This is a genomic window from Pseudomonas extremorientalis (assembly GCF_024584605.1).
Lineage (GTDB): Bacteria > Pseudomonadota > Gammaproteobacteria > Pseudomonadales > Pseudomonadaceae > Aquipseudomonas > Aquipseudomonas extremorientalis.
Map to the genome: position 1 here is coordinate 4,797,997 of NZ_CP089519.1, position 16,205 is coordinate 4,814,201.

Annotated in this window: 13 protein-coding genes; 6 read left to right on the forward strand and 7 right to left on the reverse strand. The window is 61.0% G+C overall.

What is annotated here, in order from left to right:
- Positions 1-34: 34 nt before the first annotated feature.
- From cmaX to ppsA, 4 genes are all read right to left on the reverse strand, one after another.
- Positions 35-1,030, reverse strand: coding sequence for a divalent cation transporter CmaX (gene cmaX / locus LUU92_RS21515; RefSeq protein ID WP_222540252.1), 996 nt, complete (start codon positions 1,028-1,030; stop codon positions 35-37).
- A 24-nt stretch (positions 1,031-1,054) separates the two neighbouring features.
- Positions 1,055-1,546, reverse strand: a complete 492-nt coding sequence (gene rraA, locus LUU92_RS21520; protein WP_257102617.1) for a ribonuclease E activity regulator RraA — start codon at positions 1,544-1,546, stop codon at positions 1,055-1,057.
- A 189-nt stretch (positions 1,547-1,735) separates the two neighbouring features.
- Positions 1,736-2,725 carry an alpha/beta fold hydrolase gene (locus tag LUU92_RS21525; RefSeq protein WP_257102618.1) on the reverse strand — a complete coding sequence of 330 codons (990 nt, stop codon included), beginning with the start codon at positions 2,723-2,725 and terminating at the stop codon, positions 1,736-1,738.
- A gap of 106 nt (positions 2,726-2,831) precedes the next feature.
- Positions 2,832-5,207 carry a phosphoenolpyruvate synthase gene (gene ppsA / locus LUU92_RS21530; protein ID WP_071491409.1) on the reverse strand — a complete coding sequence of 792 codons (2,376 nt, stop codon included), beginning with the start codon at positions 5,205-5,207 and terminating at the stop codon, positions 2,832-2,834.
- Between the two features lie 178 nt (positions 5,208-5,385).
- Between ppsA and ppsR the strand changes: the two genes are divergently transcribed.
- Positions 5,386-6,204: a phosphoenolpyruvate synthetase regulatory kinase/phosphorylase PpsR gene (gene ppsR, locus LUU92_RS21535; protein WP_003193298.1), complete on the forward strand. Its 819-nt coding sequence runs from the start codon at positions 5,386-5,388 to the stop codon at positions 6,202-6,204.
- Positions 6,205-6,257: 53 nt separating this feature from the next.
- Here the strand turns inward: ppsR and LUU92_RS21540 are convergent, their stop codons facing one another.
- Positions 6,258-7,682: an aminotransferase-like domain-containing protein gene (locus LUU92_RS21540; protein WP_071491410.1), complete on the reverse strand. Its 1,425-nt coding sequence runs from the start codon at positions 7,680-7,682 to the stop codon at positions 6,258-6,260.
- Between the two features lie 160 nt (positions 7,683-7,842).
- Here LUU92_RS21540 and LUU92_RS21545 point away from each other — a divergent pair, with 160 nt between their 5' ends.
- The 5 genes from LUU92_RS21545 to LUU92_RS21565 are packed head-to-tail and all read left to right on the forward strand — an operon-like array spanning position 7,843 to position 13,316.
- Positions 7,843-8,736 carry a DMT family transporter gene (locus LUU92_RS21545; protein ID WP_162276406.1) on the forward strand — a complete coding sequence of 298 codons (894 nt, stop codon included), beginning with the start codon at positions 7,843-7,845 and terminating at the stop codon, positions 8,734-8,736.
- Between the two features lie 26 nt (positions 8,737-8,762).
- Positions 8,763-10,625, forward strand: coding sequence for a molybdopterin-synthase adenylyltransferase MoeB (gene moeB / locus LUU92_RS21550; protein ID WP_257102619.1), 1,863 nt, complete (start codon positions 8,763-8,765; stop codon positions 10,623-10,625).
- A gap of 15 nt (positions 10,626-10,640) precedes the next feature.
- Complete coding sequence (locus LUU92_RS21555) at positions 10,641-11,555, forward strand: PLP-dependent cysteine synthase family protein (RefSeq protein ID WP_071491545.1); 915 nt, start codon at positions 10,641-10,643, stop codon at positions 11,553-11,555.
- A 37-nt stretch (positions 11,556-11,592) separates the two neighbouring features.
- Positions 11,593-12,585, forward strand: a complete 993-nt coding sequence (locus LUU92_RS21560) for a serine O-acetyltransferase (RefSeq protein ID WP_071491413.1) — start codon at positions 11,593-11,595, stop codon at positions 12,583-12,585.
- 2 nt (positions 12,586-12,587) lie between these two features.
- Complete coding sequence (locus LUU92_RS21565; protein WP_257102620.1) at positions 12,588-13,316, forward strand: alanyl-tRNA editing protein; 729 nt, start codon at positions 12,588-12,590, stop codon at positions 13,314-13,316.
- A gap of 68 nt (positions 13,317-13,384) precedes the next feature.
- Here the strand turns inward: LUU92_RS21565 and prpD are convergent, their stop codons facing one another.
- Together prpD and prpF are read right to left on the reverse strand one after the other, a co-directional pair.
- Positions 13,385-14,869: a 2-methylcitrate dehydratase gene (gene prpD / locus LUU92_RS21570; protein WP_257102621.1), complete on the reverse strand. Its 1,485-nt coding sequence runs from the start codon at positions 14,867-14,869 to the stop codon at positions 13,385-13,387.
- Positions 14,870-15,010: 141 nt separating this feature from the next.
- Positions 15,011-16,201, reverse strand: a complete 1,191-nt coding sequence (prpF, locus tag LUU92_RS21575; protein ID WP_093128081.1) for a 2-methylaconitate cis-trans isomerase PrpF — start codon at positions 16,199-16,201, stop codon at positions 15,011-15,013.
- Between the last annotated feature and the right edge of the window lie 4 nt (positions 16,202-16,205).

Consider the following 16,205-nt stretch of genomic DNA (forward strand, 5'->3'; position numbering starts at 1 on the left):
ATAGGACCCTTCCTACGTTCAGGTCATATTCAGGTCAAACCCAGCGCAATCGTCGAAAAAGCCACCATTGTCCAAGCGCCACCGAGACCATCAACAGGCACGCAATCATGAATCCATAGGGGCTGGCAGAGAACGGAATCCCACCCACATTGATACCCAGCAGGCCGGTGAGAAAACTCATCGGCAGGAAGATTCCGGTGATGATCCCGAAGCGGTACATGGTGCGGTTCATGCGCACGCTCAAACGCCGGTCTTCGGCCTCCAGCACAAGCCCCACGCGCTCTCGGGTCAATTCAAGCTCTTCCAGATAACGGGTGAGGCTGTTGTTCAATTCGTTCCAATAGTCGGCATCGTCGTCACAGAACCACGGCAGTTTGATGCGCGTGAGCTGGGCGAAAATATCCCGCTGCGGCGCGAGGAATCGCTTCAGCCCGGCTGCCCGTCGACGGATCTGCAAGACGCTGCCATGCTCCGGGGTATACCGTTCGTCGGTATCGAGTTTTTCTTCCTCTACGTCGACGATTTCAGACAGGTCACTGACCAGATCCTGCACTTTATTAGTCAGGTACTGAGCCATATAAAGGATGAGTTCAGAGGCCGTCTTCGGCCCCTTGCCATCCGCCAGCTGCACCAGCAACTCATCCGTGGCGCGCAACGGGCGCAACCGCAGGGAAATCACACGGTTGGCCGCGGCGAAAATCCGCACCGAAACCATGTCCTCCGGCTCGGCACCGGGGTTGAGGTTGACCCCACGCAAGAACAGCAGCAATTGCGAGTCCGGCAACGGCAACAGGCGCGGGCGGGTGTTCTCCTCCAGCAAGAGGTCACAGGCGAACTCGCTCAAGCCACTGGATTTGCGCAGCCAGGTCTGGGTCTGTGGATGACTGCGATCCCAATGCAGCCACACGCTTTCCTGGGACTGCAGTTGCAAGTCGTCGAGCTCTGTCCGGGCAATCGAACGCGCACCGCCTTTACCGTCCAGCACCAGGGCATGCACCAGCCCCCATTGCGCGTTTTCTTCCTCGAACATCCTCACCCCGTCGCTTACAGCAGTTTATTCAGGCATTTTCAGTGGGCTGGGCGACACAATCACGCCGTTATTGTCGGCGTAGATGTACTCACCCGGGCGGAACGTCACGCCTGCAAAGGTGACCACCACGTTCAGATCGCCAATACCACGCTTGTCGGTCTTCATCGGGTGACTGGCCAGGGCCTGCACGCCAAGGTCGGTCTGGGCGATGACATCCACATCACGAATGCAGCCGTAGATCACCAGCCCTTCCCAGCCGTTTTTGGCAGCCTTTTCGGCGATCATGTCGCCCAGCAGCGCACGGCGCAGGGATCCTCCACCGTCGACCACCAGCACCTTGCCACCACCAGGCTGGTCGGCTTGTTCCTTGACCAGGGAGTTATCTTCGAAGCATTTGATGGTGACAATCTCACCGCCGAAGGAGTCTCGGCCGCCGAAGTTGCTGAACATCGGTTCGAGCACCTGCACCAGCTCCGGGTAGGCGTCGCACAGGTCGGGGGTCACATAATGGTTCATTGAACAATTCCTTTCCGTCAAAGAGGTGTCTTTCGAAAGAAGCGCCAGCCCAAGCAGGTGCGAAACATCCCATCCACTTCGTCGCAACGCAATAGCCACTGCGCGACTGAATATGACCAGAAGCGTTTAATGCGTCATATCTTAGCCGCAACCACACACGAGTGAAACGCCCTTGGCAGAGCCCTGCCCTCAAACAGTGGCCAACACCTCGGGCTGCACGCCGAACAATGGGGCGAGCGGGTCCTTCAGCCATTGCGCCACCAGTGGCCACACTTCAGCCTGTGCGGCTTTGCTGACGAGCATTTCAACGTGCCCGAAATCCTCGGTAAACCCTTGCTGACGGCCGAGGCACAAGTATTGACGGTGCTCGGAACCGACCTGCTCGAACAGCTTGCGACAGGCCCAGTCGGGGTCCTGACGATCGCCGGCAGCACTGACCGACAGCAACGGCACATCGACCTCCGCCAGGCCTTTCCACCAGTCGTTCTTGCCTTCGCCAAAGCGGCCAAACAGGCCATTCCAGCGCATGGCTTCGATCATCACGCCTGCCGGCTCGTCCTCCGGGCCACGCTTGAGGCGCGAGCCGGAGACTTCGCCGAAGCGTTTCAAGAGCAAGCGCCCCGTCCATTCCACCGGTGGCAGCTTCAACGGCCAGTGGCTGCGGCTGACCTGGCAGCCAAACAATGCCACCGAAGCCACGGCTGGCGCGCCAAGGTGCCGCCCGCCAAGCGCCGCCGCCAGACTGGTGCCACCCAGGGAATGACCGATCCAGTGAGGAACCTGCCCGCTTTGCTCGCGCACGAACGCGCCAATGGCCGGCAAGTCGTAGCGCGCATAGTCAGCGACGCGGTTGCGTGCGTAGTCATGATTGCGCTTGGACAAACCATGACCACGCATTTCCGGGATCCACACATCAAATCCCTGGCGTGCCAGGTAAGCGCCCAGGCCGATGCCTTTGGGCGAATACCAGAAGCGGCGATTGGAAAAACTGCCATGCAATAAAATAACCGCAATGCCCCGGTTTTCCGGGACATCGGCCAGGCCCAAACGGGTAACTGCCAGCTCGACGGTGCCGTCGGGGCTGTTACCGGGCTTGAGGCGGTACACGTCTTCACTCAGGTCGCCACGACGTTCAGCGCTGATCAGGGCGACGGGAAACAGGTTGCTGCTGCTTTGCATAATGCTCTTGCACAAAAAAGGGCGGCGTCCGGAAGGAGTTCCGCCCTGCACAGATAAGAATGCCGGTCACCCTCATCGGGTGACCGGCACTTTTGACATGACGATCTTAGGCGGACGCCTGGCCTTCCGCCAGGAAGAACCAGGTTTCCAACACGGAATCGGGGTTCAACGAGACGCTTTCGATGCCCTGTTCCATCAGCCATTTGGCCAGGTCAGGGTGGTCGGAAGGACCTTGGCCGCAGATGCCGATGTACTTGCCAGCCTTGTTACAGGCCTGGATGGCGTTGGCCAGCAGCTTCTTGACCGCAGGATTTCGCTCGTCGAACAGATGGGCGATGATTCCGGAGTCGCGGTCCAGGCCCAGGGTCAGCTGGGTCAGGTCGTTGGAACCGATGGAGAAACCGTCGAAGAACTCGAGGAACTCTTCGGCCAGGATGGCGTTGGACGGCAATTCGCACATCATGATCACGCGCAGGCCGTTTTCGCCACGGGACAGGCCGTTTTCTGCCAGCAGGTCGACCACTTGGCTCGCTTCGCCCAAGGTGCGCACGAACGGCACCATGATCTCGACGTTGGTCAGGCCCATTTCGTTGCGCACGCGCTTGAGGGCGCGGCATTCGAGCTCGAAGCAGTCACGGAACGCTTCGCTGATATAACGCGAGGCGCCACGGAAGCCCAGCATCGGGTTTTCTTCTTCCGGTTCGTAGAGCTTGCCGCCGATCAGGTTGGCGTATTCGTTGGACTTGAAGTCCGACAGGCGCACGATGACCTTTTTCGGGTAGAACGCCGCCGCCAGGGTGCTGATGCCTTCCACCAGCTTCTCGACGTAGAAGCCAACAGGGTCGTTGTAGCCGGCGATGCGCTTGTCGACGCTTTCCTTGATCTCCAGCGGCAGGCCGTCGTAGTTCAACAGGGCCTTGGGGTGCACGCCGATCATACGGTTGATGATGAACTCCAGGCGGGCCAGGCCCACACCGGCGTTCGGCAACTGTGCGAAGTCGAAGGCACGGTCCGGATTGCCGACGTTCATCATGATCTTGAACGGCAGGTCCGGCATGGCGTCGATGGAGTTCTGCTTGATGTCGAAGCCCAGTTCACCTTCGAAGATGAAGCCGGTATCGCCTTCGGCGCAGGACACGGTCACGCCCTGGCCGTCTTTGAGCAGCTGGGTGGCGTTGCCACAACCGACTACCGCAGGAATCCCCAGCTCACGGGCGATGATCGCCGCGTGGCAGGTACGCCCGCCACGGTTGGTGACGATGGCGCTGGCGCGCTTCATTACCGGTTCCCAGTCCGGGTCGGTCATGTCGGAGACCAGTACATCGCCTGGCTGGACTTTGTCCATTTCGGACACGTCCTTGATGATCCGCACCTTGCCGGCGCCGATGCGTTGGCCGATGGCACGGCCTTCCACCAGCACGGTGCCGGTTTCTTTGAGCAGGTAGCGTTCCATGACATTGGCCGAGGTGCGGCTTTTCACGGTTTCCGGACGGGCCTGCACGATGTACAGCTTGCCGTCGTCACCGTCCTTGGCCCACTCGATGTCCATCGGGCACTTGTAGTGCTTTTCGATGATCATCGCTTGTTTGGCCAGCTCGCTGACTTCAGCGTCGGTCAGGCAGAAACGCGCACGTTCGGCCTTGTCGACTTCAACGGTTTTCACGGAACGACCGGCCTTGGCCTCGTCGCCGTAGATCATCTTGATGGCCTTGCTGCCCAGGTTACGGCGCAGGATGGCCGGGCGACCCGCTTCGAGGGTGCCCTTGTGTACGTAGAATTCGTCGGGGTTGACCGCGCCCTGTACGACGGTTTCACCCAGGCCGTAGGCGCCGGTGATGAACACCACATCACGGAAGCCCGATTCGGTATCGAGGGTGAACATTACGCCGGCGGTGCCGGTTTCCGAACGCACCATGCGCTGTACACCGGCAGACAAGGCCACCAGCTTGTGGTCGAAACCCTGGTGAACACGGTAGGAAATGGCGCGATCGTTGAACAGCGAGGCGAACACTTCCTTGGCGGCGCGGATGACGTTTTCCACGCCGCGGATGTTCAGGAAGGTCTCTTGCTGGCCGGCGAAGGAAGCGTCTGGCAAGTCTTCGGCGGTAGCCGAGGAACGCACGGCGACAGCCATGTCCGGGTTGCCGGCCGACAGGGTGGCGAAGGCGGTACGGATCTCTTCGTTGAGCTTCTCGGGGAACTCGGCTTCCATGATCCATTGGCGGATCTGGGCACCGGTCTTGGCCAGGGCGTTGACGTCATCGACATCCAGGGCGTCCAGCGCGGCGTGGATCTGAGCGTTGAGGCCGCTCAGTTCGAGGAAATCGCGGTAAGCCTGGGCCGTGGTGGCGAAACCACCGGGCACCGACACGCCAGCGCCTGCAAGATTACTGATCATCTCGCCGAGGGATGCGTTCTTGCCCCCTACGTGCTCTACATCATGGACGCCGAGCTTATCGAGGGAAACTACGTACTCTACCAAGGTGATCTCTCCACTTTCTGTGTTGGAAAAGCTCAGGACGCCGGCTGCTCAATAGGAGCTGTCGCCCGCGCTTGTGGCCTGGACCTGGAAAATAAGTGAGAATGCGGCCCACCGCGGGACGGCAAAATCGCGCCTATCATATCCAAGATTCGCCATCAGCTTAAGGCCCAGGGCTCAAATGAAACGATCTGCTTTCTTTATCTCCGACGGCACCGGCATCACAGCCGAAACACTGGGCCAGAGCCTGCTCGCGCAGTTCGAAAACATTACCTTCGCCAAATTCACGCGGCCGTACATCGACAGCGTGGATAAAGCGCGGGCCATGGTACAACAAATCAATCTGGCGGCTGAAAAAGACGGTTTTCGGCCGATCATTTTCGACACCATCGTCAATCAAGACATCCGTGAGATTCTCGCAACGTCGAATGGTTTCATGATCGATATTTTCTCGACCTTCCTGGCGCCATTGGAGCAGGAGTTGAGCGAACACTCCTCGTATTCGGTCGGAAAGTCCCATTCCATTGGGCATAACTCCAACTACATGGAGCGTATCGAGGCGGTGAACTTCGCCCTCGACAACGACGACGGCGCCCGTACCCATTACTACGACAAGGCTGACCTGATCCTGGTGGGCGTGTCGCGCTGCGGCAAAACGCCCACCTGTCTGTACATGGCCATGCAATTCGGCATCCGTGCGGCCAACTACCCGCTGACTGAAGACGACATGGAGCACCTGACGCTCCCGGCGGCCCTGCGCGCGCATTCGCACAAGCTGTTCGGGCTGACCATCGACCCGGACCGGCTGACGGCGATCCGCAATGAGCGCAAGCCCAACAGTCGCTATTCGAGCTATGCCCAGTGTGAGTTCGAAGTGCGCGAGGTAGAAAATCTGTTCCGTCGCGAGAATATTGCGCACATCAATTCCACGCATTTTTCGGTGGAAGAGATTTCGGCGAAGATTCTGGTGGAGAAAGGCGTGGAGCGGCGCTTCAAATAACGCCTTGAGACGCTGTTGCACCGTGGCGAGCGGGCTCGCCACAACAAACCCTGCTACAACTGGAAGCGTCCCCCGCCCTGCCCCAGCGCCGTGGCCAGCGCATCAAACCCCGCCCGCAATAACTGATCATCCCCCGACGTATTGCAGATACTCGCCCGGATAAACTGCGGCACCGCCGTCTGCCCTACGGCAAACGCCTCGGCGGTGGCGATCAGGTAATTGTTCTGCTTGAGCTCGGCCTCGATCTCCGACGCCCGCCACGGCTCCGGCACTTCTATCCAGAAGTGCGGACTGTTGAGGTGAGTGCGGTACTCCAGGCCCGTCAGCAGGTCGCGGACCAGGGCCTTGCGGCGGCTGATCTCGTTGATCTGCTGGCGCAGCAGGTATTCCGCCGTGCCGTTCTCGATCCACTGGGTCGCCAGCTCGAGGGTGACGGGGGTAGCCATCCAGCAGGTCGAACGCAGGGCCGCCGAAATACGGCTGACCAGCGCGGGCGGCGCATGCACATAGCCCACACGCAGCCCGGCGGATACCGCCTTGCTCAGGCTGCTGATCAGAATCGTTCGCTCAGGGGCGAAATGGCTGAGGGGCGGCGGCCGATCCTCCACCAGTACGCCGTGGGCTTCGTCCTCAAGAATCAGCAGATTGTGTTCGCGACAGACTTTGACCAACGCTTCGCGACGCGCCACCGAGAGCACAGCGGTGGTGGGGTTCTGGATGGTCGGCGTGCAGTACAGCGCTGAAATCCGGTGATTACGACAGACTTCGTCCAGCGCGCTCGGCAGCACACCTTCCTCGTCCATCTCCAGCCCGATCAAGCGAATACCGAGCATGCGGGCGGCAGTGATCAGGCCGGGGTATGTGAGTTGCTCAGTCACGACGGTATCGCCGGCCCGTAACAGCGCCATCATCGAGCAGAGCAAGCCATGCTGGCCGCCGTTGACGCAGATCACCTGCTCGGGGATCGGATGAAAATCGCGCTGCACCAGCCATTGCGCCCCCGCTTCACGGTAGCGCGGCAAGCCGGCATCCGGTGTGTAGGCACTGATGTCCTGGAGGAACTTGGCGTTGGTCGACAGGGTTTGGAAGCTCTGGGCCAGGAAGACTGTCTCCTGCCCCGGGATATGCATATTCCGGCTCATGTCGAAGTATTGGCGCGGTTCTTCACTGAAGTTGCGAAAGCCTTCATCGCGCTGGCGCTCCATCCCACGCTTGCGCACGAACGTGCCGTCACCGACCCGCGCCACCACCAGCCCCAGGCGTTCCAGTTCGCCATAGGCGCGGCTGATGGTGCCGATCGTGACGCCAAGATTGTCGGAAAGCACCCGGTGGGGCGGCAGTTTTCTTCCTGGCTCAATCAAGCCTTCAAGGATGCCCCGTTCCATGACATCGGACAGGCGCTTGTACTTCACGCCCTGACCGTTGGACAACCCCTCACGCATAATTGACACCATGTCAATATTTGTTTTGACAGCCATCTTTCGCCCTAATAGTGTGCTTTTACGGGTTCAATCGCCGAATTTTACAACTCATTACAAGCTCAATATAGAGTTCAATTCCGGCTCAGGGAAGCAATAAACGATGCCAATGTCCGCCGTTCTCGAAAACACCGCCAAGACCAAAACCCAAAAACAGTGGCTGGCCGGGCTGATCACCAGTGTGATGTTCCTGATCGTATGCCTGAGCTGGGGCACCACCTGGCTGGGCATCAAGATTGCCGTGGAGAGCGTGCCGCCGCTCACCTCCGCCGGCCTGCGCTTCCTCATCGCCTTCCCGCTGTTCCTGTGCTTTGCCATGGTGCGCCGCGAGCCGGTCCTGTTTCCCCGCGAGAGCCGCTGGTTCTTCGTGTTCGTGACCCTGTCCTACTTCAGCGTGCCCTACTACCTGCTCAACTACGGCGAGATGCATGTTTCGTCCGGCCTTACCGCACTGCTGTTCAGTTGCATGCCGGTGTTCATCCTGATTTTCTCCGCGCTGTTCCTGCGCGAACGCATCTACTTTTCCCAGGTGGTCGGCATCGGTATCGGCTTCGGCAGCCTCTACATGATCATCAAGAGCCAGGGCCTGCACCTGGACCACGCCGAGTTCTTCGGGGTGCTGGCGATTCTGACCGCCGCGATCATGCATGCCTTGTGCTACGTCATCACCAAGCAGAAAGGCAGCGCCATCAGCGTAATCACCTACAACACGCTGCCCATCGGTATTGCCGGGCTGATGCTGTTCGTCGCCGGGCTGTGGTTTGAAGCGCCGACCTTCGAAGCCATCACCCTGCGGTCATGGGGTGCGCTGTTCTACCTGGGACTGGTGGCCTCGGTGGGTGGGTTCATCGTGTACTTCATGCTGCTCAAGCGCTTGAGCCCGATCATCCTGTCGTTCGTGTTCATCATCTTCCCGGTGTTCGCGGTGATCATCGGCGCCTGGTACGAAGGCGTGTCGATTTCCCGCGACCTGATGCTGTACTCGGCCATCCTGCTGGCCGGCTTTGCGATCACCAAGCTGCCGGTTGAAAAACTCCTGGCCAAGAAAAATTGACCCTCCTACCACCATGCGAGAGAAACATGGACGTCCTCCGCCCCGAAGCCCTGGAACAGATCTACGCCCACGCCAGCCGCAGCTACCCCGAGGAGTGCTGTGGTTTTGTCTTCGCCGACGGCAGCGTGTACCTGGGCAGCAATATCCAGAACGAGTTGCACAGCAAGAACCCCGAAATGTACCCCCGCAGCGCCGCCAATGGCTACACCTTCTCGGTGGCCGACACCCTGCTGCTGAGCAAGGCGTTTCGCAGCAACAACCCAGTGGTGGTGATCTACCACTCCCACCCGGATGTCGGCGCCTATTTCAGCGACGAAGACGAGGACAAGGCGCTGTTCATGGGCGAACCGATCTACCCCGTCAGCTACCTGGTGGTGGACGTTCGCCAGGGCCAGTCCCTGGGTTCCAAGCTGTTTGCCTGGGATGGCAAACATTTCGCCCTTCAACCTTTCAACGACCTGCACACGGAGTTGTCCATGAACGCTGTCTCTTTCCCCGACATTCTGGTTCGCGTGGCCAAGCTGCCGGAATCGACCCTCGAGGGCGCCGGAACGACATTGCGCGAAGTCATTGAAAACCTCTGCACCAGCCACCCGCAGTTGCGTGCGCACCTGTTCCACGAGAAGAACAACCAGCTCAAGGAACACTTTCTGTTTACCGCCGAGGAAGAACTGGTCGGCGCCGACGATCCGCTTCCGGAAAAAGCCCGGATCGAAGTACTGCTCGCCACCTCGGGCGGTATGGATGTCGATGCCCTTAGCAATGAAGAAGTGCAACGCTACGTGCGCCATATCACCCTGCCCGGCGTCGGCCGCGAAGGCCAGTTGAACCTAAAGAAAGCCAAGGTGCTGATCATCGGCACCGGTGGCCTTGGCTCACCGATCAGCCTGTACCTGGCAGCAGCCGGCGTCGGCACCCTGGGGCTGGTGGACTTCGATGTGGTGGAAAGCAGCAACCTGCAACGCCAGGTCGTGCATGGCAACAGCACCCTCGGCATGCCCAAGGTCGAGTCCGCCAAGCAACGTCTGCAAGACCTCAACCGCCATATCCAGATCAACGCCCACGACACCGCCCTGAACGCCGATAACGCCCTGGAACTGGTGGGCGCCTATGACCTGGTGATCGACGGCACCGACAATTTCGACACCCGCTACCTGGTCAACGACGCCTGCGTGCAGTTGGGCAAGCCTTTGGTATACGGCGCCATCTACCGTTTCGACGGGCAGATCAGCGTACTCAACTATAAAGGTGGCCCCTGCTACCGCTGCCTGTTCCCCAGCGCGCCGCCCGCCGAACTGGCGCCCAATTGCAGCGCCGGTGGCGTGATCGGCGTGTTGCCCGGTGTGGTCGGGATGATCCAGGCCACCGAGGCCATCAAGCTGTTGATCGGCATCGGTGAACCGCTGTCCGGCCGCTTGATGCGCTTCGATGCGCTGGCAATGAAGTTCAGCGAGATCCGCTTCAAGCGGCGGGCCGACTGCCCGTGCTGCTCCGAACTGCGCCATAGCGAAAGCGTGGCGCCGGCTGTCTGTGCGGACGCTGTGCCCAGCCAGCCGTCCCTGGCCGAAGAGCGCTACATAAAGCCCCGTGTACTCAAGCAATTGCTCGAACACCCGCGCAGCGTCGATGTGTTGCTGGACGTGCGTGATGCCAGCGAACTGGAGGTGTGCAAATTGCCAGGTGTGGTGCATATCCCCCTGGCCGAACTGGACAATCAGCTCGACCGCCTCAGCCGGGACAACACCCACTACCTGATCTGCTACGCCGGCACCCGCGCCGAGCAAGCCGCCAGCACCTTGCTGGCGGCGGGTTTCGCCAATACCAAAGTCCTTCAGGGCGGCATGAAGCATTGGGTTCGCGACGTCGAACCTGACATGCCCTTGTATTGAGCCGAGGACTGAATGATGTTGCACAACTCCATTCTCGAGGTCATCGGCCAAACGCCGATCGTGCGCCTGGCGCAGTTCTCTGAAGACCTCGGCATCGAGGTCTATGCCAAGCTCGAATCCCTCAACCCGGGCGGCAGCCACAAGGCGCGCATCGCCCTGGGCATGATCCTCGACGCCGAACGCCGGGGCGTGCTGATCCGTGACTCCGGGCAAACCATCATCGAGCCCAGCGGCGGCAATACCGGTATCGGCCTGGTCATGGCCGGCAATGTGCTGGGCTACAAGGTCGTGCTGGTGATCCCCGACAACTACAGCCCCGAAAAACAGAAGCTGCTGCGCCTGTACGGGGCCAAGGTGGTGCTGTCGGACAGCCGCCTGGGCAACAACTCCCATGGCGAAAAGTGCATGGAGCTGCAGTTGGAAAACCCCAGCTACGTGATGCTCAATCAGCAGCGCAACGGCGCCAACCCGCAGACCCATCGCGACACCACCGCACCGGAAATCCTGCGTGCGTTCGGCGAGCGTCGCGCTGACTACTTTGTCAGCGGGATCGGCACAGGCGGGCATATCACAGGCATCGGCGAAACCCTCAAAGCCGCCTGGCCGGGGCTGCGTGTCATGGGGGTGGAACCGGAAGAATGCGACCTGCTGAAAAACCAGCATGCGCCGCACCATATCCAGGGCCTGTCGATCGGCCTGATCCCGAGCATCCTCAACCTGGACGTGATCGACGGCATGCTCAAGGTCTCGCGCCAGGACTGCATCGACATGATGAAACGCATCATGCGCACCGACGCCATCAGCCTGGGCTTGTCCTCGGCCGCCAACATGGTGGCTGTCGCCCAACTCGCCCCGGAACTGCCACCCGAAACGGTGGTGCTGACCATGGTCTACGACAATGCCGACAGCTACCTGCCCAGTTTCGAATAAGCGCTCTTCCAACCAATCAGACTAAGGGGGTGCCTCAATGGGTGGCTTTATCGACATGCAACAGTTGCACGATGAGTTGCTGACTCACCTCATCAAGACCCTCACGCCGGCGCAGATGAAACAGCTGGAGCCGCATCTGGCGCCGCTGGTCCAGAATGCCGCCCAGGCGGTGGCCGAGGATTTGATCGCCTACGCCTACCGCGACCCGGCATCACGCGGGCGCGGTGAGCTGATCCTGGAGTCCTACGCGTCGTTCAAGGCGGTGCTGTATTACCGACTGGCGCACCTGGTGTGGCATTTCCCCGACCAGACCAACGGCGTCTTCTCCCGTATCGCCCTCAAGCTGAGCAACCAGGGCAAGGTGCTTTCCGGCGCCGAGATCCACCCGGCGGCGCGTATCGGTCGGCGCTTCGTACTGGACCACGGCTACGGCACCGTGATCGGTGAAACCTGCGAGATCGGCAACGACTGCTACATCCTCTGCGGCGTGACCCTGGGCGCCCGCGGCATCGCCAACAACCCCGACGGCAAGCGCCATCCACGCCTGGGTAATAACGTCGAGGTCGGTTCCGGCGCCCGCGTGCTCGGCTATGTGTTGATCGGCGACAACGTGTTTATCAGCCCGTCCTGCGTGATCACCCAGGACGTGCCCGCCGGCACCAAGGTGAAGGTGGTGAACCAGATCCAACTGCAAAAAAACGACGAGTCGGACCACAGTAATTACCTCGGCGCCTTCGCCCTGGATGAGCGTCTGCACGTGGTCGGCGAGATCAATACCAGCCACAAGGTCACAGTGCTGGACGCCGACTTCCATCCCTTGCCCGGGCTGATGCTGGAGCCTACGGTGAAGGAACGTCACCACCTGCAATTTCGCCTGCATCGCATCGAATCGGGCAACCACCTGCCACGCCTGCCGCTGAACCTGAAGGTCTGCGGCCCGGAATTTGAAATCACCCTGCTTTCCCCGCCTGGCTTGAGTGCGATGGTGCGCTCCCTGTTGCAAGCCAGCCCATTGATCGTCGGAGGTTGAACATGTCCGTGCACACCATGGAAACCCTGGCGCTGTTCGACAGCGCACCCTACCAGAACGCCTTCAGCGCCCGAGTGATTGCCGTCAGCGAACACGGCGTCGCCCTGGAGCACACGTTGTTCTACCCCACCGGGGGCGGGCAGCCAGGCGACACGGGGCACCTCACCCTGGCGGACGGTACGCGGGTCGAAGTGACCGGCACAGTGCGCGACCCGGTGCAGCGCTCGATCATCTGGCACCAGGTGGAACACCGCCCCGAACAATTGACCGCCGGGGTGCAGGTGGACGCTGGCCTCGACTGGGACCGGCGCTACCAGCACATGAAGATGCACACCTGCCTGCACCTGTTGTGCTCGATCATCGACGCGCCGGTCACAGGATGCAGCATCAGTGCAGACAAAGGCCGCCTGGACTTCGACCTGCCGGAAATGACCCTCGACAAAGACAGCATCACCCGCGACCTCAACGCGCTGATCGAGCAGGCCCACCCGGTGAAAACCCTGTCGATGCCAGCCACCGAGTACGCCACCCTGCTGCAGATCACCCGCACCCAGGCGGTGGCGCCACCGGTGGTCCAGGGGGCGGTGCGGGTGATTGAAATCGCCGGTATCGATATCCAACCGTGCGGCGGCACCCATGTGCTCAACACCGAAGAAATCGGCCGGGTGTTCTGCGAGAAGATCGAGAAGAAGAGCAAACACAACCGCAGAGTCATACTGCGATTCGAATGAACACGGTCAACTGTGGGAGGCCCCCTCCCACATTCATTGGATTTGCACCGGTGAATACGCGGTGTCTGCTAGATCACGAACAGATCCACAAACCGGTTTACCGGTGTCGCCTCTAGCCGCGCCTGATCCTTGCACAGCGCAAAAATCTCGGCACTGCGCTGCGCGGTAAACCGTGTGGCCAGGTTGGCCTTGAACTTGTCCTCCAGCAACGGGATGCCCTCCACCCGGCGCCGGCGATGGCCGATCGGGTACTCCACCGCCACCTGCTCGGTGCTGCTGCCGTCCTTGAAGAACACCTGCACCGCGTTGGCGATGGAACGCTTGTCCGCCTCCAGGTATTCGCGGCTATAGCGCGGATCCTCGACGATGACCATTTTATCCCGCAGCTCATCGATGATCGAATGGGCGGCGTGGAATTCGTCTTCGTACTGCTCGGCCACCAGATTGCCGAACGCCAGCGGCACGGCGGTCATGTATTGCAGGCAGTGGTCACGGTCAGCGGCGTTGGCCAGTTGCCCGACCTTGGAGATGATGCGAATCGCCGATTCATGGGTGGTGATCACGATACGCTCGATTTCCTGCAGGCGATCCTTGACCAACGGATGCAAGGTCACCGCCGCTTCGCAGGCCGTTTGCGCATGGAACTCGGCGGGGAAGCTGATCTTGAACAGCACGTTTTCCATCACATAGGTGCCGTAGGGCTGGGACAGGCTGAACCCGCGCTTGTCCTGCGGCTTGAGCACCAGGTCCTTGTTGGTGTGGCTGAACAGTACGTCATAGAACCCCCACTGCGGCGCGCTCAACACGCCAGGGATGCCCATCTCGCCGCGCATCGCGATATCCGCCAGACGCACGCCCCGGCTGGAGGCATCTCCCGCCGCCCAGGATTTGCGCGAACCGGCATTCGGTGCATGCCGATACGTGCGCAATGCCTGCCCATCGACAAACGCATGGGACAGGGCCGCCAGCAGCTGTTCACGGTTGGCCCCCATCAGTTTGGCCGTCACCGCCGTTGAAGCGACTTTCACCAACAGCACATGGTCGAGGCCGACGCGGTTGAACGAGTTTTCCAGGGCAATCACGCCCTGGATTTCGTGGGCCATGATCATTGCTTCCAGCACCGCGCGCAGGGTCAGCGGTGCCTCACCGTTGGCGATGCGCTTTTGCGACAAGTGGTCGGCCACAGCGAGGATGCCGCCGAGGTTATCCGAGGGGTGCCCCCACTCGGCGGCGAGCCAGGTGTCGTTGTAGTCGAGCCAACGTACGATGCAGCCGATGTCCCACGCCGCCTTGACCGGATCCAGCCGGAACGAAGTGCCCGGTACACGAGCGCCAAACGGCACCACCGTGCCCTCGACCATCGGCCCCAGGTGCTTGGTGCACTCCGGGAAACGCAGGGCCAGCAGGCCGCAACCCAAGGTGTCCATCAGGCAGTTGCGGGCGGTGTCCAATGCATCCTGAGAGTCGATCCGGTAAGTGAGGACATAATCGGCGATGTCCTGCAGGACCTGGTCGTAGTCGGGACGGTTGTTCTGGTCGACGTTGGCGCTCATGGCAGTACTCCTAAAAGGTTGGGTTAGTCCTCAGGATCACGGTTGATCGCTCCATCGCAGGTCTGGCCGCCTGCTTGGGGGTATGAAAATCCAATGTGGGAGGGGGCAAGCCCCCTCCCACACTGGGGACAGTGTGGGTTGTTAGAAAGCGTCGCCGGGCACGCGTACGAAACCTTCCATCAACACTCGGGCGCTGCGGCTCATGATGGCTTTCTTCACCACCCATTCGCCGTTCACCTGGGTGGCCTCTGCGCCGACGCGCAAGGTGCCGGACGGGTGCCCGAAGCGCACGGCATTGCGCTCCACACCACCGGCCGCGAGGTTGACCAGGGTGCCGGAAATCGCCGCCGCCGTGCCGATCGCCACCGCCGCCGTGCCCATCATCGCGTGGTGCAATTTGCCCATGGACAGCGCACGCACCAGCAGGTCCACATCACCCGCCTTGATCGCCTTGCCACTGGACGCCACGTAGTCGGCCGGCTTGGCCACAAACGCCACCTTCGGCGTGTGTTGGCGTTGGGCGGCTTCGTCCAGGTGCTGGATCAGGCCCATGCGCAACGCGCCATAAGCCCGCACGGTCTCGAACATTGCCAGGGCTTTCGGGTCGCTGTTGATCGCGCCTTGCAGCTCGGTGCCGGTGTAGCCGAGGTCTTCGGCGTTGATGAAGATGGTCGGGATACCGGCGTTGATCAGCGTCGCCTTGAAGGTGCCGACGCCAGGCACTTCCAGGTCGTCCACCAGGTTGCCGGTGGGGAACATCGAACCACCGCCGCCCTCTTCTTCCGCCGCCGGGTCCATGAACTCCAACTGCACTTCGGCGGCCGGAAAGGTCACGCCATCCAGTTCGAAGTCACCAGTTTCCTGCACCGCGCCGTCAGTGATCGGCACGTGGGCAATGATGGTCTTGCCGATGTTGGCTTGCCAGATACGCACCACAGCCACGCCGTTGTGGGGCAGGCGTGCCGGATCGACCAGGCCGGCGCTGATGGCAAAGGAACCGACCGCCGCCGACAGGTTGCCGCAGTTGCCGCTCCAATCAACGAAGGGTTTGTCGATGGAGACCTGGCCGAACAGGTAATCCACGTCGTGATCGGCGCGGGTGCTTTTGGCCAGGATCACGGTCTTGCTGGTGCTCGAGGTGGCGCCGCCCATGCCGTCGATTTGCTTGTCGTAGGGGTCGGGGCTGCCGATCACCCGCAATAGCAAGGCATCGCGTGCGGCGCCCGGCACCTGCGCCGATTCGGGCAGGTCTGTGAGGCTGAAAAACACGCCCTTGCTGGTGCCGCCACGCATGTAGGTGGCGGGGATCTTGATTTGCGCTACGTGTGCCATGGTG